The sequence below is a fragment of the Sediminicoccus sp. BL-A-41-H5 genome (assembly GCF_050632405.1).
Taxonomy (GTDB): domain Bacteria; phylum Pseudomonadota; class Alphaproteobacteria; order Acetobacterales; family Acetobacteraceae; genus Roseococcus.
In genome coordinates this window covers 1,246,805-1,267,456 of sequence record NZ_CP192601.1, presented here as the reverse complement: position 1 = coordinate 1,267,456, position 20,652 = coordinate 1,246,805, and the positions used below count along the sequence as shown (strand labels likewise).

The window sequence follows — 20,652 nt, the reverse complement described above, 5'->3', positions numbered from 1 at the left end:
TTGCGGCCGGGCGGCGGCTGGGCCAAGTGGGTCTGATGTCCGCTGGTCTTCCCGCCTGGCTCCTGCGCTACCGCTGGCCCATCGCGCTGGCGCTGCTGCCGGCGCTGGTGGTGATGATCCGCTGGGCCTCCTTCCTGCCCTCGGTCATCGACTGGGATGAGAGCCTCTATCTGCTCCAGGCGCGGGAATGGCTGCGGGGCAACTGGCCCTTCTCCGGCGTGTGGGACATGCACCCGCTGGGGGCGCCGGCCATCATCGCGGTCTTCTTCCTGATCTTCGGGGAGAGCCTGGAGACGGTCCGCTTCCTGGGTGCCTTCTGCGTCACGGCCACGGGCTATGCGCTGATCGCGCTGACGCGCGTGGCGGGCGCGCCGCGGGCGCTGGGCTATGCGGCGGCCTTGCTCTACGCCGCGCATACGCTGCAGATGGGCGGCCTCGCGTCCAACACCGAGATCCTCTTCGCGCCCTTCGTCGTCTCCTCCCTCGCGCTGGCCCTCGCCCCGGGGCCGCTCTGGCCGCGGCTCATCGGCATGGGCGTGCTGATCGGCTGCGCGCTGCTGGTGAAGCAGGTGGTGACGCCGGAAGGGTGCCTCGCCTTCGCCATCTTCGCCTGGCCGTTGCTGCGAGAGCGCCGCTGGGGCCTGCTGCTCGCGACGGCGGCCGCCTATGCCGCGCTCTGCCTGACGCCGACGGCCCTGGTCGCGGTGATCTACGCGATCCGCGGCGAGTTCCACATCTGGTACGAGAGCACCATCCTGGCGCCGCTCGAATACGCCTCGGGCCGCATCCCGCTGGAGCAGATGTTCTGGCGCATCACCCTGGCCGCGCTCGCGCTGCGCTGGCTGCTGGCGCTGGGCCTGCCCGCCCTGCTCTTCGCGCCGCGCGAGCCGGTGCTGCGCCGACTGATGGGCCTCGCCCTGCTCTGGTTCGCGGTCGCCTGCCTCGCGGTGGCGGGGCCGGGCTTCTTCTTCCCGCACTACTTCCTGATCGTGGTCCCGCCGCTCGCCCTCCTGGCGGCGATCGGCGCCTATTCCTTCGCGCATTATGTGGGCGGCCTGCGGGCGCGCCTCGCTCTCGCGGCCCTGCTCGGCTTCGCGGCGGTGGACATGGTGGCAACCGACCTGGCGCCCCGCCTGACGCGCGGTTTCGCCATGGGCGCGCCCGACACGCCGCGCCGCATGGCGGCCCTGATGAATGACGAGTTGCAGCCGGGCGACACGATCTTCGTGCCCAATTACCAGCCGGTGGTCTATTTCCTCACCCAGGCGCGGCTGCCCACGCGCTTCCCCTTTCCGGTGCACCTCACGGGCGGCTTCGCCAACCTCGCCGGCGTGGACACGGATGCCGAGGTGGCGCGCATCCTCGCCTCCCGCCCGCGCTTCATCGTGCTGGACCGCACCGAATGGTTCGCCATGCGGCCCTCGGCCATGTCCATGCTGACGGAGGCGCTGGAAGAGGGCTATGAACTCGCCGCGAGCTTCGCCGAGGAGCGTGGCCCGGTCGAACTCTGGCGCCGCGTGGAGGCGGAATGATCGAGGATACGCTCTTCGCCGCCTCCAAGATCTTCTGGCTCTTCGCACGCCCGAACACCTTCGCGCTGTTCCTGGCCTGCCTGGGCGGCCTCGCGCTCGTCGCCCGGCGCCGCTGGGGCCGCTGGCCGTTGCTGCTGGGGCTCGGCTGGTTCGTCGCCGTGCTGCTCACGCCGCTGCCCGCCTGGGTCACGCTCCCGCTGGAAGACCGCTTCCCGCGCCCCGCCGAGGCCGGCCGCGTGGATGGCGTCATCATCCTCGGCGGCGCCGTCGAGCAATTGCTGACCGAGCGCCGCGGCATCCCGGCCCTGAACGGCGCGGCCGAGCGCATGACCGAGGCGGTGACGCTCTCCCGCCTGCATCCCGAGGCGCGGATCGTCTTCACCGGCGGGCAGGGGACGCTCGCCTCCGGCCAGATGACCGAGGCCGATGTGGCACGCCAGATCTGGGCCGGCATGGGCCTGGAGGGCGAGCGCGTGATCTTCGAGAGCGCGGCGCGCAACACCTGGGAAAACGCCACGCTCACCCATGCGCTGATCCAGCCCAGGGCGGGCGAGCGCTGGCTGCTCGTCACCTCCGCCAGTCACATGCCGCGCTCGGTGGGCTGCTTCCGCCGCGCCGGCTGGGAGATCACCGCCTGGCCGGTGAACTACTCCACCTCGCCGGGCGGGCAGGGCTGGTTCGATCCGCCCTTCTCCTTCCGGCTGGGCCAGGCGGAATGGGCCATCCGTGAATATGTCGGGCTGATCGCCTATCGGCTGCTCGGGCGCACCAGCGCGCTGTTTCCCGCGCCCTGAGGTCAGGGCGGCGGCTTGACCGCGCCAGGGCCCAGAGCTTCAGCTTCGGGGAGGAATTTCCAACGAGGTGACGATGCTCACGGCACCCCATCGCTTGGCCGCCGCCTGCCTTGTCATGGCCGTTTCCGCCGGCCCGGCCTTCGCGCAGTTCAGCCAGTCGAGTTTCCCGACGCCGCCGGGCACCCTCGTCACCGGGCCGGTGTTTCGCGGCAATGGCAGCTTCGTCCCGCAGATCACGAATGGCGCCGAGGCCAACGCCTATATCAACAGCACGCCGCCCACCGCGGCCTTCCTGGCGGGCGCGCCGGCCCATGTCGTCCTCACCACGCAGCCCACGCAGTATGTCCGCGTCTTCACCGAGGGCATCACCGCGCCCAACCGCGCCTTCATCGCGGGTTCCAGCACCATCCGCGGCCTGACGCCCACGCAGATCAAGGATGTGCTGGCGCTGCCCTACCTGCCGACCTCGGTGACGATCGTGCAGATCCCGGCGGGCACCTGCATCCTCACCGGCACGGGGGCGCCGGTGAACGGTAATTTCGCGGCCCAGCCGCCCGCCATTCCGGTCGCCGGCCCCTGGGGCAATGGCGGCACCTATCAGTCCTACATCGTCGGCGCCTCGCGCTCGGCCAATTGCGCGGAGCCGCAATTCCTGCCGGCCTCGGCCTATACGAACCAGCAGGGGTTGGGCGCCCTCGCCCTGGCCTATGCGCCGGCCGCCGGCGCGGGCAACACGGGCGCCCTCGCGCGGGCGCTGGACCGTGCGGTGCCGCCGCAGATGTTCAGCCCCGGCGACCGGCTCTTCAATGTGCTGGACAGCCTGAATTTCGGCGGATCGCCCGCGCTGCAACAGGCGCTGAGCCAACTGACGGGCGAAGTCTATGCCGATACCCAGACCGCGGCGTTCAGCACCGGGCGCCTGTTCCTCGACACGCTGCGGGAGCGGCAGCAGAACGCGCCGGCGGGCGAGGGATGGCGCCCCTGGTTTACCGCGATGGGCGCGGCGGGTTCGCTCTCCGGCCGGGACGGGGCGAGCAGCCTGAGCTTCGGCGCGGGCGGTGCGGCATTCGGGCTGGATGCCTTGGTGAACCCCTCGCTGCTGGTCGGCGTCGGCTTCGGCTACACGCGCGGCAGCTACGGCACCAAGAGCCTCTCGGGCAGCGGCGGCTTGGACAGCTACAGCATCGCCCCCTACCTCCGATACAGCACCGGCGCCTGGTATCTCGACGCCTCCGCCGGCTATGCCTTCAACGCGGCGCGCGTCAGCCGCGCCATCGGCTTCACCAGCGGCTATGACACGATCGCGGGCAGGGTGACCGGGTCGCCGCAGGGCAGCGGCTTCGTCTCCCGCGTCGAGGCCGGCTACCGCCTTCCGGAGCGGGCGGGCGTGGCGCTGACGCCCTTCCTCGCGCTGAACGGCCAGGTCTTTGCGCAGCGCGGCTTCACCGAGCAGGGGCTGATGCCCGCCAACCTCGCCGTCTCCGGCCAGACCACGGCCTCGCTCCAGGGCGTGCTGGGGTTGGAGGCGGGCTATCGCGTCGCGTCCTCCGGGCTCGGCGTCACCGCGCGTGTCGGCTGGGGGCACGAGTTCCAGGACACGGCGCGCAGCGTGAACGCCGCCCTCGCTGCCGTGCCGGGCTCCGGCTTCACGGCCACGGGCGCGCGGGTCCCGCGTGATGTCGCGCTGCTGGGCCTGGGTGTCAGCCTGCCGGTCGGCAGCGGGCAGGCCTTCCTGCGCTACACGGCGGAACTGGCCGGCGGCCTCACCTTGCAGGGCGGCATGCTGGGCGGCCGCTGGAGCTTCTGAGGCGCGTCGTTCAGGCGCGCAGGTCGCGCCACATGATGGTGACGGGACGGCGGCCATCTTCCGTCTCCTCCAGCACCTGCCAGCCGAGCTTGTGGTACAGCTCCTGCGCGTCATGGGTGTAGAGGAAGAGCGCCGTCTCGCCCGCCGCGCGCGCCGCCGCCTCCACCGCCGCGATCAGGCGCTGCGCGCAGCCCTGGCCGCGCGCTTCGGGCACCACATAGACGCCGGCCAGCCAGGGGCCGATGTCCTGGCGCAACTCCAGATCGGCCGAGACGAAGCTTGCCGTGCCGCAGGGCACGTCGCCCGCCATCAGCACGAAGCTCTGCGGCGTGCCGGTCTCGGCCGTGCAGGTGGCGAGGATCTCGCGCACCTCGTCCAATGGGTGCCCATTGGGCTGCCAGAAGGCGTCCCACAGCCAATGCGCGACGAGGTTGGTGAGGTCGGGCCGCTCGCGCAGGGTGAGGATGCGCCAGGGCGGCCCCCCGCCGGGGGCGTGGGTCACAGTGTCAGGATCCGTTCCGGATCGCCCTTGCCGCGCAGCAGGTCCCAGAGGCCCAGCATGTTGCCCTTGAAGCGCCCCCAGCGATCCACCTCGGGCTCCGGCCGGACGGAGCGCAGCAGGTTGATCAGGCAATGCCGCCCGGCCGAGGGCAGCGCATGGGACCAGGGAAAGCTCCCTTTCCGCGCGAGGTAGATCGGGTTCACCACCTGGGAATAGCCCAGGCGCAGCCCCGGCACGCGCCCCTGCTTCACGCCCAGATGCACGCCGCGCGCGCCCTCCAGGCGAAGAATGCTGCCATGGGGCAGGAGGCGCCGCGTGAGGTCTATGTCCTCATACCAGGCATAGAGCGGCAGGCGCTCGTCGAAGCGCAGCCCATGCTCGCGGACGGGGGCGAGGCGCAGCGCCATGTTGCAGCCATAGCCATTGAAGTGTTCGTGCCGCCCGGTGAGCTCGGCCGGCGGCGTATCGGCAGCGATCAGCGCGCGGGCTTCGTCCGGCGCGATGCCCGGCCCCTTCGCGCCATCGGCGATGACGGTGCCCGTCGCCACCACGCAACCCGGTTCGGCGCGCAGCACGGCTTCCAGCGCCGCGAGCCAATGCGGGGCCGCGATGAAGTCGTCATCGAGGAACAGCACCACGTCGCAATCGGCGATGGCGTCGAGGATGCGATTGCGCTGGCGCGGCAGCCCGGCCTGGGCGGTGAGGAATTCGACGCCCGGGAAGCGGAGCGGCAGGGCGTCCACGTCCGAGGGCGTCACATGGCAGACCAGGATGCGGTCGGGCGCGCGGGTCTGGAGATCGAGTTCGCGCAGCGTCTCGGCCAGGATGGCGGGGCGGCCGCGCGTCGCGATGCCGATCGCGATCCTCACGGCGCGGCCTGCATGAGGCCGGGCTCGGGCAGGCTGCGCGCCTCGGGTGCCAGGAAGCCCTCCAGCCGGCCCTGGAAGGTCGCGGCGTAGTAGCGCGCATGCAGCAGGCGGCCGCGCAGCAGCGAGACGCCGATGCCCCCCAGCGGCCGGTAGATCAGCGGCGCCCATGTGCCGAGCGGCGCCCGATGCCGGCGCAGCGCGAAGCCGAGGCCGAGCCCATAGCGCTTCGCCCGCGCCACCGCCTCGGGCGTCAGCCGCTTGTCCGGGTGGATGATGCGAAGGTTGAAGTCGTAGCGCGCGACATGCCCGCGGGCCATGGCGCGGCAGACGAGGTCATTCCCCTCGGCCGAGCCGAAGCGTGCCCCCGGGCCCATCGCCTCGTCGAAGCCGCCGAGGGCCAGCGCCAGGGGGCGGCGCAGCCAGAGGTTGAACTCGATGACGCTGGTCCAGACATTGGCGAGGGTGATCCCGCCGCTCTCCGGGTTCCAGCGACCCGAGCCGAGGCCGCCCTCGGGCGCGGCGGCGGGGCCGGTCAGGATGGCGAGGCGGCTATCCGCATCGAAGGCGGCGCGCACGCGGGCCAGCACGCCGGCGGGGAAGACGCAGTCATCATCCGGGAAGCCCAGGATGTCCCCCCGCGCGTGGCGCAGGCCTAGGTTGCGCCCGGCATTGGCGCCGTTGCCCGTGCCATGCTCGGCGCTGCGCAGGTGCCGCAGCATGAGGCGTGGCGCGTATTCCGCCACCAGCGCATCGAGGCGCCGGTCGGCATTCTGGTCCACCAGGATCACCTCGAAGGGCGCGCCTTGATCCGCCAGCAGGCTGTCGAAGAGCGCGCCGATCTCCGTGACGCGCCCCATGGTGGAGACGATGAGGGAGATCATGCCATCGCCCCTTCGACGATCCCGGTCAGCTTGCGCCGGAATTCGGGGATGCTGAATTGCCGCGCCTGGGCGGCGCAGGCCTCGGGCGTGAAATCCGCCTCGCGCGCGACGAAGGCGCGGACGGCATCCATGATGGCCTCTGGCGTCTGCTGCTCGAAGAAGAGGCCCGTCTCGCCCTCGCGCACGATGTCCTTGGAACCGCCCCGGCCATAGACGATGAGCGGCGTGCCGCAGGACTGCGCCTCCACCATCGCGATGCCGAAATCCTCCTCCGCGGCGAAGACGAAGGCGCGGGCGGTCTGCAACAGCGCAACCAGCACCGCCTGCGGGACACGGCCGCGGATGGTGATGTTGGGCGCCCCCGCCGCCGCCTTCGCCACCAGCGGCGCGGCGGGCCCGTCACCCACGATGGTCAGCGGCAGGTCGGGCATGCGGGCGAAGGCCTCCGCCACCAGCTCGATGCGCTTGTAGGGCACCTGGCGCGAGGCCACGAGGAAATGCGTGCGCGGCGCGGTGGACAGCGGAAAGCCGTCGAGGTCCACCGGCGGGTGCAGCACGGCGGCCTCGCGCCGCCAGACCTTGCGGATGCGCTCGGTGATGTAGCGCGAATTGCCGAGGATGACGTCAGGGCGGGAGGCGCTCATCTGGTCCCAGGCGCGCATGCGCCCCAGCAGCCAGCGCGTGTAGAGCCCCTTCAGCCCGCGCGTCAGCCCGGCCTGGCGCAGATACTGGTGCTGGAGATCCCAGGCATAGCGCATCGGGCTGTGCACATAGCTGATGTGCCGCGTGCCCGGCCCGGTGATCACGCCCTTCGCCACCGCATGGGAGGAGGAGAGCACCACATCATAGCCCTGCAGGTCGAACTGCTCGACGGCGAGCGGCATGAGCTGGAGGTAGTTGCGGAACATCCGCCGCGCGAAGGGCAGGCGCTGGATGAAGCTGGTGGTCGGCACCTTACCCTGGAGGAAGCCGCGCTGGCTCTCGGGCAGGAAGTCGCACAGCGCGAACAGATCCGCCTCGGGGAAGCAATGGAGCATCTGCTCCACCACGCGTTCCGAGCCGGCATAGCTGTCCAGCCATTCATGGATGATGGCGATCTTCATCGCGGCAGGAACCCCAACAGGCGGCGCGCCGCCTGCTCCCAGGAGAAGTGTTGCACGCGGGCGCGCCCGGCTTCCACCAGCCCGGCGCGGCGTTCGGCGTCATCGGCGAGCGACGCCACCGCTTCGCCCAGGCTTTCGGGCGCGGCGGCGTCGAACCAGAGCGCGGCGTCACCGCAGACCTCGGGCACGGCGCCGGCCTTGGAGGCGATGACCGGGCAGCCGCACCACATGGCCTCCACCGGCGGCAGGCCGAAGCCCTCATAGCGCGAGGGGAAGACGAGGCAGAGCGCGGACTCATAAAGCGCGCGCAGCTCCGCATCGCTGACGCGGCCGAGCGGCCGAACATTGGGCGCGGGCGGCGCGCCCGCCTGGCGGAACACCGCCGCATCCTGCGCGCCGGCGACCGCGAGCGTCAGCCCGCGCGCGCCCAGCGCGCCGATCGCGTGATGAAGCGCAGCCAGGTTCTTGTGCGCGGCGCCCGTGCCGATGACGAGGGCGTAGCTGCGTGCCGATAGGCCGTGGCGGGCCAGGATGCCGGGATCGGCCGCCTCGCGCAGGATGTGCTCACCGCCCTCCAGCGTCACGCCGATGCGCGCGGCCTCCAGCCCGAGATTTGCCGCGAGGCGCCCGGCCGAGAATTCCGAGACGGAGAGGATGCGCGCCTCGCGCAGCACCAGCATGCGCTGCAGCCCGCGATACCAGCTGCGGAACTTCCAGGAATAGCTCTCCGGCGTGTCGAAGACGCCGGCATCATGGATCACGACCGCCTGGTTGCGGCCCTGCGCCACCGGCGCGGTATTGCCTAGGTTCAGCACGAAATCGCCCCGCGCCGCGCGCGGCAGATCGAGCTGCTCCCAGAGTTGGCCGCCGCGCGTGCCGGTCAGGCTGGGCGCGAGCTGCGGGAAATCATCCAGCCCCTGGGCACCCGGTGGCGCGATGAGGCGCAGCGGCGGCGCCTCGCCGCGCGCCGCCAGCGCATCCAGCGCGCGCGTCATCTCGCGCGCGTAGCGCTGCACGCCCGTCAGGCCCTGCGTCAGGAATCGTCCGTTGATCGCGATCATGCGGCGCCTGATCGCAGCAGGGCGCGGGCCTGCCAAGGCCGGCGCAGCAGGGGCTTGAGCGTGGCGCGTTCCTCGGCGGTCAGGATGCGGAGCATGGCCGCCACCACGACGGTGAAGCCGCCCAGCGCCAGGCCCGCCGCCCAGCGCCAATCGGGCGCCAGCACCATGGCGGCCAGCGCCAGCGCGGAGAGACCCAGGGGCCACGCGAATTGCCGCGCGCTCATCGCCGCCGCGGGATAGAGCCGCCCGGCCAGCCAGAACTTGCCCGCGCAATCCGCCGCGGCGCGGATCGCCCAGGCCACCGCCGCGCCTTCGATCCCCCAGAGCCAGAGGAACAGCGCCGAGAGCGGCAGGAAGGTGAGGACCTGGATTCCGATGAACTTCGCCGTCGCATCCGGCCGGCCGATCGCGTCCAGCAGCGCATTGGGCGCATAGGCGAGGCAGGAGAAGAAGATCCCGGCCGCGAGGATGCGCAGCACCATGCCGCCCCCCGCCGCGAAATCCCGGCCCAGCCAGAGCGCCAGCACCCAGTCGCCCACACCCGCCAGCACCAGGCATGGCGGCAGCGTCAGCAGCAGCATGAGCAGCGCGCCGCGCCTCAGCAGCCCCGCCGTCACCTCCGGCAGCAGCCGGAACGCCGAGGCCATGGCCGGCAACAGCGCCTGCGCGATCGCGACCGGCAGGATCCACATCCGCATCACGAGATCGAGCGGTGTCGCATAATAGGCCACGGCCGCCAGCGTCAGCAGCGCGCCGATCAGGAAGCGGTCGGCATAGAGCAGCGCCTGGTTCAGCACGGAGGCGACCGTCATCCAGCCGCCGATCCGCAGCAGCGGCAGCACCATCAGCGGGCTGCCCACCGAGAGCCGCGGCAGCACCGGCCGCGCCAGCCAGAGATAGGAGAGGGTGTTGGCCAGCCGGCAGGCCACCAGCACCAGCATCACGCCGACCAGGCTCTGCCAGAAGACCAGCAGGATCACCGGGCCCACATAATACATGACGGCCACGGGGATGGTGACGAGGTTGGCGGCGGCGAATTTCTGGTGCGCCGCCAGCACGCCCCAGAGCGCCGCGTTCAGCACGATGAGCGGTGCGGCACAGGCCAGGATGCGGAAGGCGACCAGCGCCTCGGCCTGCAATTCGGCCGGCACGTTCAGCGCGCTCTGCATCAGCCAGGGCAGCATGAACCAGAGTGCGGCCGCCCCCAGGCTCGCGAAGCCGCCAAGGGCGAGCATCGCGGTGCCGACGAGCTGGCCGGCCTCGGCATCCTCGGCGCCCTGGGTCATCCGCTCGGAGAGGCCGCGTGTCAGCGCCGGGCCGATGCCGAGGTCGAAGATGCCGAAGACGCCGACCAGCGCGAGGGCGAGGGTGAAGAGCCCCCAGCGCTCCAGCCCCATCTGGCTGACGAGAAGCGGAGTGAGGGCGAGGGCCAGGAGGAGCGGCAGGCCCCGCCCCATCGCGTTCCAGAACATGCCGGAGACGAGGCGCCCGGCGCCCGCCCGGGCGGCGGCGGTATCGCTCATCTTGCGTGTCTTCGGGGGGGGGGTCTGCGGGCCTGCACGGCCCGCAGCCTAGCTCAGTGGGCGCCGCGGCGCGACAGCACCGCGACGGGCGTGCGGAGCAGGATGCGGATGTCCTGCCAGACCGAGAGGCCGGACACATAGGCCATGTCGAGCGCCACGCGCTGGGCATAGCTGGTGTCCGAGCGGCCGGAGACCTGCCACAGGCCGGTGATGCCGGGGCGCACGCTCATGTAGTGCAGGGCGGCGGCGCCGTAATAGGCGTCCAGCTCGGCCTGGATGACGGGGCGGGGGCCGACCAGGCTCATCTCGCCGCGCAGCACGTTGATGAGCTGCGGCAGCTCGTCCAGCGAGGTGGCACGCAGGAAGCGGCCGATCTTCGTCACGCGCGGGTCGTTCTTCAGCTTGCGCGTGGCCTCCCATTCGGCGCGTGCGGCGGGGTCGCTCGCCAGCAGCGCTTCCAGGCGGGCCTGGCTGTCGGTCACCATGGAGCGGAACTTGAGGCAGCCGAAGCCCTCGCCATCGCGGCCGACGCGGCGATGGGCGAAGAAGGCCGGGCCGCCATCGGCGCGCACGATGAGGGTGAGGATCAGGAAGATGGGCGAGAGGACCAGCAGCATCAGCCCCGCGCCCACCACATCCATCGCGCGCTTCAGCGCGGGCTGCAGGGCGGGCAGGCGGGCCGGCACCAGCACGGCCTCGGGGGCCGCGTAGCCGCCACCGATCCGGCTCTCGCGGATCGCGGTCTCACGTTGCAGGGACGAAAAAGCGTCCAGGCCCGGCATATTTGCCTCATTCACGGTCCATCCGGGGTCTCCGGCAGAACCGATCTGTCGTGGCGGGGAGGCGGGTCATCCGCTCCTGGCCACGGTGCAGCTATCGCCTTGATCCCTGGCGGCAATTGGACCCGGTTGGGGCAAGATTGTGGCAGCGCAACAAGCGCCGGCCTTGCGGGGTTTTTCCGGGGATGGCAGGGCAGGGGGCAGCCCAGGAGCGCGCCCTTGTCCCGTCTCGCCTATCCCGCTTCAGCCCTGCTGGGAGCCTTGCTCGCCATGCAGTTGTTCGGGCTCGATTTCGTCTTTCCGCGCGCCGGGCTGGATTGGCGGCCGGTCGGTGATGCGGCGCAACATGCGATCGCCCAGCGGCACTTCCTGGCCGATGCCTGGCGCTGGCCGCCGCTGAATGTGGGCACGCTCCAGAATGTGAACCTTGCGTTTCTGGATGGGATACCCGCCCTCGCGCTCCCGCTGAAACTGGTGGCGCCGCTGCTGCCCGAGGGCTTCCATGGGATCGGCCTCTTCTACGCGCTGGCCTGGGTGTTGCAGCCGGTGGCCGCCGTCTTCGCGCTGCGTGGCGCCGGCGTGCGCGGCCTGCTGCCGGGCGTCGCGGTGGCGGTGATGGCGAGCGCCATGCCGGCCTTCATCATGCGATTCGGCCATGCGGCGCTGTGCGGGCACTTCGTGATCCTGGTGGCGCTCGGCCTCTATTTCCGCGCGCTGGGCGATGCGCGCTGGTGGTGGCTCGCCGTGCCCTTCCAGGCGCTCGCCTTGCTGATCCATCCCTATCTCGCGCTGATGTCGCTGGCGGTGCTGGCGGCCGTGCCGCTCTCCCTCGCCCTGCGCGGCGAGGCCTTCCTCAGGGCCGGTTTCGGAGTCGCGGCCGCGGCCGGCGCCATGATCGGCACCATGGCGCTGTTCGGCTATTTCGGCGCGGCCGGCGATGGCGGCTACGGCCAATACGCGCTGAACCTGCTCTCTCCCCTCTGGCCCTTCCGCTCAGCGACGCTGGGCTGGCTCGTGGCGCGCGAGGTGGACGCGACCGGCCATGGCGGGTGGGAGGGTTATAATTGGCTCGGCCTCGGCCTCTGGGCGGCGCTGGTCGCCGGCGCCATCGTGGGGCGCGCGCGGATCGCGCCCGGCCTGCGCGCGCATCTGGGCCTGGTGCTGGCGCTGCTGGGGCTGACCGCCATCGCCATCTCCTTCCGCGTCGGACTGGGCGGCATGGTTGTGCTGGACCTCGGCCCCGCGCCCGGATTCCTGGAACAGTTCCGCGCCTCGGGCCGATTCTTCTGGCCGGTGGGCTATGCGCTGATGATCGGCGCCGCCGTGCTGCTTCAACAGCGGCCCGTGATCTTCGCCGCCTGCGCGCTGGTGCAGTTCGTGGATGCGGCGCCGATGCGGGGCGCGCTTTCCAGCTGGGCGCATGAGCGCGCGGCCTGGACCATCGAGGCGGATGCGCTGCGCCCGATTCTGCGCGAGGCGGGGCAGGTGACGCTCATCCCCTCCTGGCCCTGCATCCCGCAGGAAGACGCCGCCGCGCGCATCCTCTCGCTGGAGATCCTGCTGCTGGCGAGCGAGACGCCGCGCCCGGTCAACACCATGTATGCCGCGCGCTGGCGCACGCCGCCGCGCTGTGCCGATGCCGAAACGCTGGCCCGCCCACTCGCCCCCGGCGAGGTGCGGATCGGGCCCGGCCTCGGGGGGTCAGGCTGCGTCGCGCTGGGCGGTCTCGGCGTGTGCCGATGAGGGCATGTGCCGCTCGACGATGTAGAGCGGCCGCCCCTTCGTCTCGTTGAAGATGCGGCCGAGATACTCGCCGATGATGCCGAGCGTCATGAGCTGCACCCCACCCAGGAAAAGCACGACCGCCATCAGGCTCGGATAGCCCGGCGTCGGGTTGCCGAAGAACACCGTGCGGACCACGAGCTGGAGGATGTAGATCCCGGCGAAGAAGGCGGTGGCGAGGCCGAGGTAGCTCGCGATCTTGAGCGGCCCCACGGTGAAGCTGGTGATGCCCTCGAGGCTGAGGTTCCACAACTTCCAGTAGTTCCACTTGGTCTCGCCCGCCGCCCGCGGCGCGCGCTCATAGGGCACGGCGATGGCCGGGAAGCCCACCCAGGCGAAGAGGCCCTTCATGAAGCGGTGCTGCTCGCGCAGCTGCAAGAGCGCATCGAGTGAGCGGCGGGACATGAAGCGGAAATCGCCCGTATCCGGCGGCAGCTGCACGCGGCCTCCCAGGCGCTGCATAACGCGGTAGAAGGCGGCGGCGGTGGTCCGCTTGAGGAAGCCCTCGCCATGGCGGACGCTGCGCTGCGCATAGGCGATGTCGTAGCCCTGGCGGGCGGCGGCCAGCAGCGCCGGGATCACCTCCGGCGGGTCCTGAAGGTCGGCATCAATGACCACGACCCCCTCATGCCCCCGCGCATGGTCGAGGCCGGCGGTGAGCGCGATCTCCTTGCCGAAATTGCGCGAGAGATTGACGAGCGCCACCCTCGGATCGGCGGTGGCCAGGCTCGTCATCACGGTGAGCGTGGCATCGCGCGAGCCGTCATTCACATAGACGACCTCCCAATCCACGCCGATGCCCTCCAGCGCGGCGGCAAGCCGCTGGTGGAATTCGGGCAGGACCTCCTGCTCGTTGTAGCAGGGGACGACGACGGAGAGGGCAGGGGAGGGATAGTCGGCCATGCGCCGCCTATTCCCGGAACATCATGGCGTTTCCTGGGCGCGTTTCAGCCAATGCGCCGCAATTTCCCGTCGGGGTGCGACCCAGATGCCCGGAATCTTCGCCACATGGGCCAGGATGTCCGCCAGCGCCCGCATCCGCCCCGGCCGGCCGATGATGCGCAGGTGCAGCCCGATGGAGAGCATCTTCGCCCCCGGCTCCTCCATCAGCCAGTTGATGGCGCCGATGGCATAGCGGGAAAAATCCTCGGCCTGGACGAAGCCGCCGCCGGGCGAGAAGCGCATGTCGTTCACGTCGAAACCATAGGGCAGGATGACGTGACCGGGGCTGTGCAGGCGCGGCAGGTCGTCGTCATAGACGTCGCTGTCGTAGAGGAACCCGCCCTCCTCCAGCAGAAGCCGCCGCGTGTTCATGGACGAGGCCGAGCGCGTGTGCCAGCCGACCGGCCGCTCGCCCGTCGCGTCGCGGATGGCGGCGATGGTGGCGGCGATGACCTCGCGCTCCGTGGCCTCGGGCATGTTCGCGTGGCTCTCCCAGCGCCACCCATGGGCGCTGATCTCGTGCCCCGCTTCGTGCGGCGCCTTCGCCAGATGCGGTGCATGCGCCACCGCCCGCCCGCAGGAGGAGAAGGTGGCGCGCATCCGGTGCTTGTCGAACGCGTCCAGGATCCGCCAGATACCGACGCGCGCGCCATAGGCGTAATGCGTCTCCATGCAGGGGTCCGGCTGGCCGGTCACTTCCTCGCGGATTTCATGCACGCTCTCGTTGCGGGCATCGCCGCTGGCGAGCGAGAGCTCGGCCCCTTCCTCGACATTGACCACGAAGGAGAGGGCGAGCTTGGCGCCGCCCGGCCAGCCTGGATCGGGCGGGTTGCGCCCATAGCCGACAAGGTCGCGGTTTGTCGGCGGCATTCCCCCGGGAAGAGCCATGGTCCATCCTTCGCAGCTTGCCGGAACGGGTTTAGTTTCGTGCGGAACCGAGGAGAAGTCCCCAAATGCTCACCGCTGAAGCCGCCGGCGTCTGCGTCATCTGTCCGACCCCGTTCACGCCCGATGGCGAGCTCGACGCGCGCAGCGCCGCCAGCATGACGGAAGCCTATGTCGCGGCCGGTGCCAGCGCGCTGACCATCCTCGGCATCATGGGCGAGGCTCCCAAGCTCGATTCGGCCGAGGCGATGCGGCTGACACGCATCGTGCTGCGGCACGCTCAGGGCCGGCCCGTGATCGTGGGCGTCTCCGCCCCTGGCTATGCGCCGATGAAGGCGCTGGCCGCCCGCGCCATGGAGGCGGGTGCGGCGGGCGTGATGATCGCGCCCCCCACCGGCCTGCGCGGCGATGACGCGACGCTCGCCTGGCTGCAGGGCGCGGCCGAGGCGGTCTCGCCCGCCCCTTGGGTGCTGCAGGATTTCCCGCAGGCCAATGGCGTTCACCTCTCGCCCCGCGTGATCGCGGCGCTGGCCGCCGACCCCCGCTGCGTCATGCTGAAGGCCGAGGATTGGCCCGGCCTCGACAAGATCAGCACGCTGAAGGCGATGATGGCCAAGGGCGAGATGCGCCGCATCGCCATGTTCGGCGGCAATGGCGGCCTCTTCCTCCCGGAGGAGATCGCCCGCGGCAATGACGGTGTAATGACCGGCTATGCCTTCCCCGAACTTCTCGTCCGCGTGGTGAATCTGGTGAAGGCCGGCCAGATGGAGGCGGCGATGGACGCCTTCGAGCCGCATCTGCCGCTCATCCGCACCGAGCATCAGCCGGGCCTCGGCCTCGCCGTGCGGAAATATGTGCTGACGCGCCGCGGCATCATCGCCCACCCGACGCTCCGCGCGCCGGGGCCGAAGCTCAGCGATGCGACGCGGGCGGAGGTGGATGCGATGCTGGCGCGGCTCGCGCGGCGTGATCCGGTGGCGATGAAGATGGCGGCGGAGTGATGGATCTTTGCCTTCGAGAGGGCTCTGCCCTCTCGAGCTCTCCCGGCAGGAAATCCGTTTCCTGCACCTTCATCTTGTCGGAGATGCAAGAACCCGAGGTTCTTGCTGGGGTGCTCCAGGGGCAAAGCCCCTCGAAGGGGCCATCAACATGCGCCTGAAGAACCGCATCGCCCTGGTCACCGGCGCGCAGCAGGGCATCGGCGCCGCGATCTGCGAGGCCTTCGGGCGCGAGGGTGCGAAGGTCGCGGTGAACTGGCTGGATGACGCCGCCGCCGGCCAGCGTGTCGCCGCCGCCTGCGGCGGGGTCGCCATCCACGCCGACATCGCGACCACTGCCGGACGCGCCCATCTCCAGGCCGAGACGGAGCGGCTGCTGGGCCTGCCGGACATCCTGGTCTGCAATGCCGGCATCTTTCCGCGCGCCGATTTCCTGGAGCTGACGGAAGCCACCTGGGACGCGGTGCAGGATGTGAACATCAAGGCCACCGCCTTCCAGACGCAGCTCTTCGCCCGTGCGCTGGTGGCCGCAGGCAAGCCGGGTGTCGCCATCACCATGTCCTCCTCCGCGGTGCGGGGCGATCCGCGGGGCGCGCATTATTCGGCGAGCAAGGCCGGGCTGCTCGGCCTGACGCGCGCCATGGCGCTGGCCCTCGCCCCGCATGGCATCCGCGTGAACGCCATCGCGCCGGGCCTGACCGACACGGCCCAGCCGCGCTACGGCAACACCGAGGAAGAGCTGGCCGAGCGGGTGAAGACCATCCCCATTGCGCGCCTCGGCCAGCCCGCCGACATCGCGGAGCTGGCCTGTTTCCTGGCCTCCGATCAGTCGAGCTGGATCACCGGCCAGGTGCACCACATCAATGGCGGGTTGTGGATGCCGTGAGCGCGGCGGATGAGGATGATGACGAGGACGGCCCGCCGGGAGTCCCGCCCGGCACGCCCTTCTACATGACGCCCGCGGGCCATGCGGCGCTGCAGGCCGAGCTGCACGAGCTCTGGCATGTGGAGCGGCCCAAGGTGACGGAGATCGTCTCCTGGGCGGCGTCCTTGGGCGACCGCAGCGAGAATGCCGACTACCAATACGGCAAGCGCCGCCTCCGCCAGATCGACAGCCGCGTCCGCTTCCTCCGCCGCCGGCTGGACCGAGCCGAGGTGGTGGATGCGCGCGACCAGAAGCGGCGCGACCAGGTGTTCTTCGGCGCGACCGTGACCTACGCCCGAGAGGACGACACGGAAGTCACCGTCACCATCGTCGGCATGGAGGAGGCGGTGGCCGAGCAGGGCCGCATCTCCTGGGTCTCCCCCGTGGCGCGCGCGCTGCTGGGCAAGCGCGTGGGCGATCTTGTGAAGCTGCGCACGCCGGCCGGCGTGGAGGAGATCGAAGTGGTGAAGATTTTCTACCCGGAGCGTGAGGCATGAGCGAACAGGCCGGCATCATCGGCATGGGCCTGATGGGCTGCGATATCGCGGCGATCTTCCTCGCCGGCGGCTGGCGCGTAGCCGCGCAGGAGCCGGCGGAAGCGGCCTGGCCCGAGAAGCGGGCCCGTGTGCGCACCGCACTTGGCCAGCTCGGCGCCGATCCGGCGCTGGAGGTGGGGCTCACGCTCCACGCGACGCTGGCGGAGATGCCCTTCGCCGCCTGCGCCTGCGTGGTGGAAGCGGCGCCCGAGAACATGGCGCTGAAGCGCGCCCTCTTCGCCGAGCTGGACCGCCTCGTCCCGCCCGAGATCCCCATCGGCTCCAACGCCTCGGGCTACCGCATCACCGAGATCTCGCGCGACTGCGGCACGAAGGCGCGGATGTGCAACCTGCACTTCTTCCTGCCGGCCCATCTCGTCCCCGGCGTCGAGGTCGTGAAGGGCGAGGCGACGGAAGGCTGGGTCGTGGACCGCTTCTTCGCCATCATGGAAGGGCTCGGCCGCATGCCCATCCGCGTGGCGCGGGACGAGCCGGGCTTCCTGGCCAACCGCATCCAGCACGCACTGATGCGCGAGGCGTTTTCCTGCATCGATTCGGGCCTGGCCACCGCCGAGGATGTGGACCGCGCCGTGCGCTACTGCTTCGGCTTCCGCTACCTGGCCGCCGGCCCGATCCTGCAGAAGGAGCTGGCCGGCCTCGAGACGCAATTGGCCGCGGCCAGCACCATCTATCCGAGTCTGAACACCAGCCCCGAGCCCTCGCCGGGCCTCGCCAAGCTGGTGGCGGAGGGACGCCTCGGCCCCAAGACCGGACGGGGCTATCGCGAATGGCCGCCCGAGCGCGCGGCGGAGGAGCGGGCGCGCTACGAACGCGTGCTGGCCGCGGCACAGCCCCTGCTGCGGGACAAGACATGAGCAAGAGCTGGGTCGTCGTCCTGCTGGGCACGTCCCAGACCCTGGCCTGGGCCAGCAGCTACTACATCCCCGCCATCCTGGCAGGCGCCATGGCGCGGGAGCTGGGCCTCGAGGCGTCCACGGTCTTCGTCGCCTTCTCCTGTGCCATGCTGTTCACGGCCTTCCTGGGGCCGCGCGTGGGCCGCGCGATCGACCAATATGGCGGGCGGGTGGTGCTGCTCGCCTCCAACCTGGTCTTCATCCTGGGCCTCGCCATGCTCGCCATGGCCCATGGCCCGGTGATGCTGTTCGCCGCCTGGCTGGTGCTGGGGCTTGGCATGGCCATGGGCCTCTACGACGCCGCCTTCGCGACGCTGGCCGGGCTCTATGGCAAGGATGCGCGGAGTGCGATCACCGGCATCACGCTGATCGCGGGCTTCGCCAGCACCATCGGCTGGCCGATCAGCGGGCTGATGCTCTCCGAATTCGGCTGGCGGGGGGCCTGCTGGGGCTGGGCGCTGGTGCACCTGGCGCTCGCCATGCCGATCAACCTGATGCTGCCGCGGCCGACGCAGCGCGCCGCCCCCGCCGCCGCGAAGCCGGTCGCGCCCCCCTCCGCCGAGTCGCAGCGAGAGACGCGGCGCACCGCCATCCTGATGGCCTTCGTCTTCGCCTCGGGCGGCTTCGCGGCCGCGGCGCTGGCGGCGCATCTGCCCGCGCTGCTCGTCTCGGCCGGAGCCACGCCCGCCGCCGCCATCGCGGCCGGCGCGCTGATGGGCCCGGCCCAGGTCGCGGCCCGCGTGCTGGAATTCACCGTGTTGCGCCGCGCGCATCCGCTGCTCTCGGCCAAGATCGCGCAGGTGACGCACCCGATCGGCGCGGGCGTGCTGCTGCTGCTGGGCGCGCCCTTCGCGCCGCTCTTCGTGCTGCTGCACGGGGCGGGGAACGGCATCAACACCATCGTGCGCGGCACCCTGCCGCTCGCGGTCTTCGGTGCAGCCGGCTATGGCGCGCGGCAGGGGCTGATCGTGGCCCCCGCGCGCTTCCTGGGTGCCGTGGCGCCCGCGCTGTTCGGCTTCGTGGTCGCCGCCTTCGGCGCCCATGCCCTCTGGGTCACGGCGGGGCTGTCGCTGGCGGCCTTCGCCGCCCTCTTCATGCTGCGCGTTGCGCCAGGATCGCCAGAAGGGCCGCGTTGAAGGCCTCGGGCGCCTCATAGGCGACCCAGTGGCCGGCCTGTGGGATCACCGTCTCCAAGAGGCCCGGGTCGAGGCTGCGCAGCACGTCGAGCCGCGCCTGCACCTCGGGCCAGGCCACCGCATCGCGCTCGCCCCAGATGCCGGCGAGCGGCGCCTTCGCCTGCGCCAAAGCATCACGCAGCATGGCGGAGCTCGCGAAGCCGCGCGAGCGCAGCCGGGCATGCTGCGTGTTGTGCTCCTGGATCTCCAGCGCCACGTCGTCGATCAGCGCGCGGTCATGAAACATGAGGCGGGCGAGGTTCTCCCGATGCGCCTCGCGCCGGGCCTCGCCCGTCTTGTCGCGCACCTTGAGCAGGTCCAGCGGGGGGCGCGGCAGGCCGAGTGAGGCGGCGCCGACCGCGGTGTAGCTCCGCACATGTGTCCCCTCCATCGCGGCCAGCTGCCCACCGACATTGGCGCCGAAGGAGAAGCCCGTGAGGTGGTAGCGGCGACCGGCGCCCAGCAGCGACTCCAGCCCCTGGCGCAGGACGAGGGCGGCACCGGCCGGCGTCTCGTCCTCCGGCAGGGCGGATTCGCCGAGGCCGGGCATGTCCGGCGCCAGCAGCCGGTAGTGCCGCGACAATGCTTCGATGTTCCGCAGCCAATGCCGCCAGGAGCCCGAGCCGCCATGGAGCAGCACCAGCGGCACGCCATCTCCCCATTCGCGCCACACCACATTCCCCGCCGTGACATGGCGCTTGGCGGTGGCTTCGAGAGCGGCAATTTCGGGACTCATGCAGCAGGGCTCCGCGTGCGGCGGGCCTCGACCCGCGCGATCCAGGTGGTGGAGATGAAGATGACAAGCGCGCCCGCAAAGGTCGAGGTGGTGGGCGTCTCGGCGAAGACCAGGTAGCCCAGGCTCGCCGCCCAGATCAGGTCCAGGAACTTCACCGGCTGCGCGCTCGAGATGTCGGCCAGCTTGAAGGCGTGGGTCAGCATCCAGTGTCCGAAGCTGCCGAGCATCCCGCAGAGCAGCACCAGCCCCCATTGCCGCGCATCCGGCCATTCCCAGACCAGCAGCGCCGCCGGCAGGGTGAAGAGGGCGACGGTGATGGATTGCCAGGCGACGATCACCTCGGGGCTGTCGCGCTTCGTCAGTGCCTTGGTGATGAGGAAGGAGGCGGCGAAGAGCGGCGCCGAGGCCAGCATCAGCAGCGAGTAATGTCCGCCTTCGCCGGTCAGCTGCGGCCCCACCACCACCAGCACGCCGGTGAAGCCGAGCAATCCGGCGACCCAGCGCTGCCAGAACATCTTCTCGCGCAGGAAGACGACGGCGCCGATCATGACGAAGAGCGGACTGGTGAAGCCGATCGCCGTCAGGTCCGCGAAGGGGATGTTGGGCAGGGCCGCGAACCAGAGGTAGAGCGCCGTCGAATGCACCACGCCGCGCCAGAGCTGCCCGCCCAGGCCGCGCGGCCGATAGGCGGCGACGCCCTGCCGGAGGATCCAGGGCATCAGGACGACGAGGCCTGCGGCATAGCGCAGGAACTGCACCTGAAAGGGCGGCAACTCGGTCGCCAGGATGCGGAGCACCACGTTCAGCACGCAGAAGGTGAGGCCCGCCATCGCGGCCAGCGCCATGCCGGCGGGGGTGGGATTGAGGCGGGGCAGCACCATGGGGGCAGCCTGAGCCGACCCGGCCCC

General features: G+C 71.0%; 20 protein-coding genes. 9 read left to right on the top strand and 11 right to left on the bottom strand.

Annotation, left to right across the window (positions count from 1 at the left end):
- Positions 1 to 35 precede the first annotated feature (35 nt).
- The 3 genes from ACQ860_RS06330 (at position 36) to ACQ860_RS06320 (ending at position 4,133) form a co-directional block, all read left to right on the top strand.
- Complete coding sequence (locus ACQ860_RS06330; protein WP_431302567.1) at positions 36 to 1,532, top strand: ArnT family glycosyltransferase; 1,497 nt, start codon at positions 36 to 38, stop codon at positions 1,530 to 1,532.
- Complete coding sequence (locus tag ACQ860_RS06325; RefSeq protein WP_431302566.1) at positions 1,529 to 2,326, top strand: YdcF family protein; 798 nt, start codon at positions 1,529 to 1,531, stop codon at positions 2,324 to 2,326. Before ACQ860_RS06330 ends, ACQ860_RS06325 begins: the two co-directional genes overlap by 4 nt.
- Positions 2,327 to 2,399: 73 nt before the next feature.
- A complete protein-coding gene (locus tag ACQ860_RS06320; RefSeq protein ID WP_431305728.1) occupies positions 2,400 to 4,133 on the top strand; it encodes an autotransporter outer membrane beta-barrel domain-containing protein in 1,734 nt (577 codons plus the stop codon).
- Positions 4,134 to 4,143: 10 nt separating this feature from the next.
- Here the strand turns inward: ACQ860_RS06320 and ACQ860_RS06315 are convergent, their stop codons facing one another.
- Genes ACQ860_RS06315 through ACQ860_RS06285 form a run of 7 tightly spaced genes read right to left on the bottom strand, consistent with a single transcriptional unit; the run spans position 4,144 to position 10,854 of the window.
- A complete protein-coding gene (locus ACQ860_RS06315; protein ID WP_431302565.1) occupies positions 4,144 to 4,635 on the bottom strand; it encodes a GNAT family N-acetyltransferase in 492 nt (163 codons plus the stop codon).
- A complete protein-coding gene (locus ACQ860_RS06310; RefSeq protein ID WP_431302564.1) occupies positions 4,632 to 5,504 on the bottom strand; it encodes a glycosyltransferase family 2 protein in 873 nt (290 codons plus the stop codon). The genes ACQ860_RS06315 and ACQ860_RS06310 overlap by 4 nt, the downstream gene beginning before the upstream one ends.
- Positions 5,501 to 6,385 (bottom strand): glycosyltransferase family 2 protein, encoded by an 885-nt coding sequence (locus tag ACQ860_RS06305; RefSeq protein ID WP_431302563.1) that lies wholly within the window; start codon positions 6,383 to 6,385, stop codon positions 5,501 to 5,503. Before ACQ860_RS06305 ends, ACQ860_RS06310 begins: the two co-directional genes overlap by 4 nt.
- Entirely contained in the window at positions 6,382 to 7,488 is a 1,107-nt protein-coding gene (locus ACQ860_RS06300; protein ID WP_431302562.1) for a glycosyltransferase, read from the bottom strand. The genes ACQ860_RS06305 and ACQ860_RS06300 overlap by 4 nt, the downstream gene beginning before the upstream one ends.
- Positions 7,485 to 8,549, bottom strand: a complete 1,065-nt coding sequence (locus tag ACQ860_RS06295; RefSeq protein ID WP_431302561.1) for a glycosyltransferase family 4 protein — start codon at positions 8,547 to 8,549, stop codon at positions 7,485 to 7,487. The genes ACQ860_RS06300 and ACQ860_RS06295 overlap by 4 nt, the downstream gene beginning before the upstream one ends.
- Positions 8,546 to 10,072, bottom strand: coding sequence for an oligosaccharide flippase family protein (locus tag ACQ860_RS06290; RefSeq protein WP_431302560.1), 1,527 nt, complete (start codon positions 10,070 to 10,072; stop codon positions 8,546 to 8,548). The genes ACQ860_RS06295 and ACQ860_RS06290 overlap by 4 nt, the downstream gene beginning before the upstream one ends.
- Before the next feature lie 53 nt (positions 10,073 to 10,125).
- Positions 10,126 to 10,854: a sugar transferase gene (locus tag ACQ860_RS06285; RefSeq protein ID WP_431302559.1), complete on the bottom strand. Its 729-nt coding sequence runs from the start codon at positions 10,852 to 10,854 to the stop codon at positions 10,126 to 10,128.
- Between the two features lie 216 nt (positions 10,855 to 11,070).
- On the opposite strand from ACQ860_RS06285, the gene ACQ860_RS06280 reads away from it, so the two are divergent.
- Positions 11,071 to 12,594: a DUF6311 domain-containing protein gene (locus ACQ860_RS06280; protein ID WP_431302558.1), complete on the top strand. Its 1,524-nt coding sequence runs from the start codon at positions 11,071 to 11,073 to the stop codon at positions 12,592 to 12,594.
- On the opposite strand, the gene ACQ860_RS06275 is transcribed toward ACQ860_RS06280, so the two are convergent.
- Both ACQ860_RS06275 and ACQ860_RS06270 read right to left on the bottom strand, forming a co-directional pair.
- Positions 12,553 to 13,536, bottom strand: a complete 984-nt coding sequence (locus ACQ860_RS06275; RefSeq protein WP_431302557.1) for a glycosyltransferase family 2 protein — start codon at positions 13,534 to 13,536, stop codon at positions 12,553 to 12,555. The two genes, ACQ860_RS06280 and ACQ860_RS06275, sit on opposite strands and share 42 nt — an antisense overlap.
- A 21-nt stretch (positions 13,537 to 13,557) precedes the next feature.
- Complete coding sequence (locus tag ACQ860_RS06270; protein ID WP_431302556.1) at positions 13,558 to 14,445, bottom strand: polysaccharide deacetylase family protein; 888 nt, start codon at positions 14,443 to 14,445, stop codon at positions 13,558 to 13,560.
- An 83-nt stretch (positions 14,446 to 14,528) separates the two neighbouring features.
- Here ACQ860_RS06270 and ACQ860_RS06265 point away from each other — a divergent pair, with 83 nt between their 5' ends.
- The 5 genes from ACQ860_RS06265 (at position 14,529) to ACQ860_RS06245 (ending at position 18,969) form a co-directional block, all read left to right on the top strand.
- A complete protein-coding gene (locus ACQ860_RS06265) occupies positions 14,529 to 15,461 on the top strand; it encodes a dihydrodipicolinate synthase family protein (protein WP_431302555.1) in 933 nt (310 codons plus the stop codon).
- Between the two features lie 148 nt (positions 15,462 to 15,609).
- Complete coding sequence (locus ACQ860_RS06260) at positions 15,610 to 16,344, top strand: SDR family NAD(P)-dependent oxidoreductase (protein WP_431302554.1); 735 nt, start codon at positions 15,610 to 15,612, stop codon at positions 16,342 to 16,344.
- A gap of 65 nt (positions 16,345 to 16,409) precedes the next feature.
- Positions 16,410 to 16,880, top strand: coding sequence for a transcription elongation factor GreB (gene greB, locus ACQ860_RS06255; RefSeq protein WP_431305727.1), 471 nt, complete (start codon positions 16,410 to 16,412; stop codon positions 16,878 to 16,880).
- Positions 16,877 to 17,794, top strand: coding sequence for a 3-hydroxyacyl-CoA dehydrogenase family protein (locus ACQ860_RS06250; protein ID WP_431302553.1), 918 nt, complete (start codon positions 16,877 to 16,879; stop codon positions 17,792 to 17,794). Before greB ends, ACQ860_RS06250 begins: the two co-directional genes overlap by 4 nt.
- Positions 17,791 to 18,969, top strand: a complete 1,179-nt coding sequence (locus ACQ860_RS06245; RefSeq protein ID WP_431302552.1) for an MFS transporter — start codon at positions 17,791 to 17,793, stop codon at positions 18,967 to 18,969. Before ACQ860_RS06250 ends, ACQ860_RS06245 begins: the two co-directional genes overlap by 4 nt.
- Here ACQ860_RS06245 and ACQ860_RS06240 read toward each other — a convergent pair.
- Positions 18,926 to 19,744 (bottom strand): alpha/beta fold hydrolase, encoded by an 819-nt coding sequence (locus tag ACQ860_RS06240; protein ID WP_431302551.1) that lies wholly within the window; start codon positions 19,742 to 19,744, stop codon positions 18,926 to 18,928. The genes ACQ860_RS06245 and ACQ860_RS06240 overlap by 44 nt on opposite strands.
- Positions 19,741 to 20,625, bottom strand: a complete 885-nt coding sequence (locus ACQ860_RS06235; protein WP_431302550.1) for a DMT family transporter — start codon at positions 20,623 to 20,625, stop codon at positions 19,741 to 19,743. Before ACQ860_RS06235 ends, ACQ860_RS06240 begins: the two co-directional genes overlap by 4 nt.
- Positions 20,626 to 20,652 lie beyond the last annotated feature (27 nt).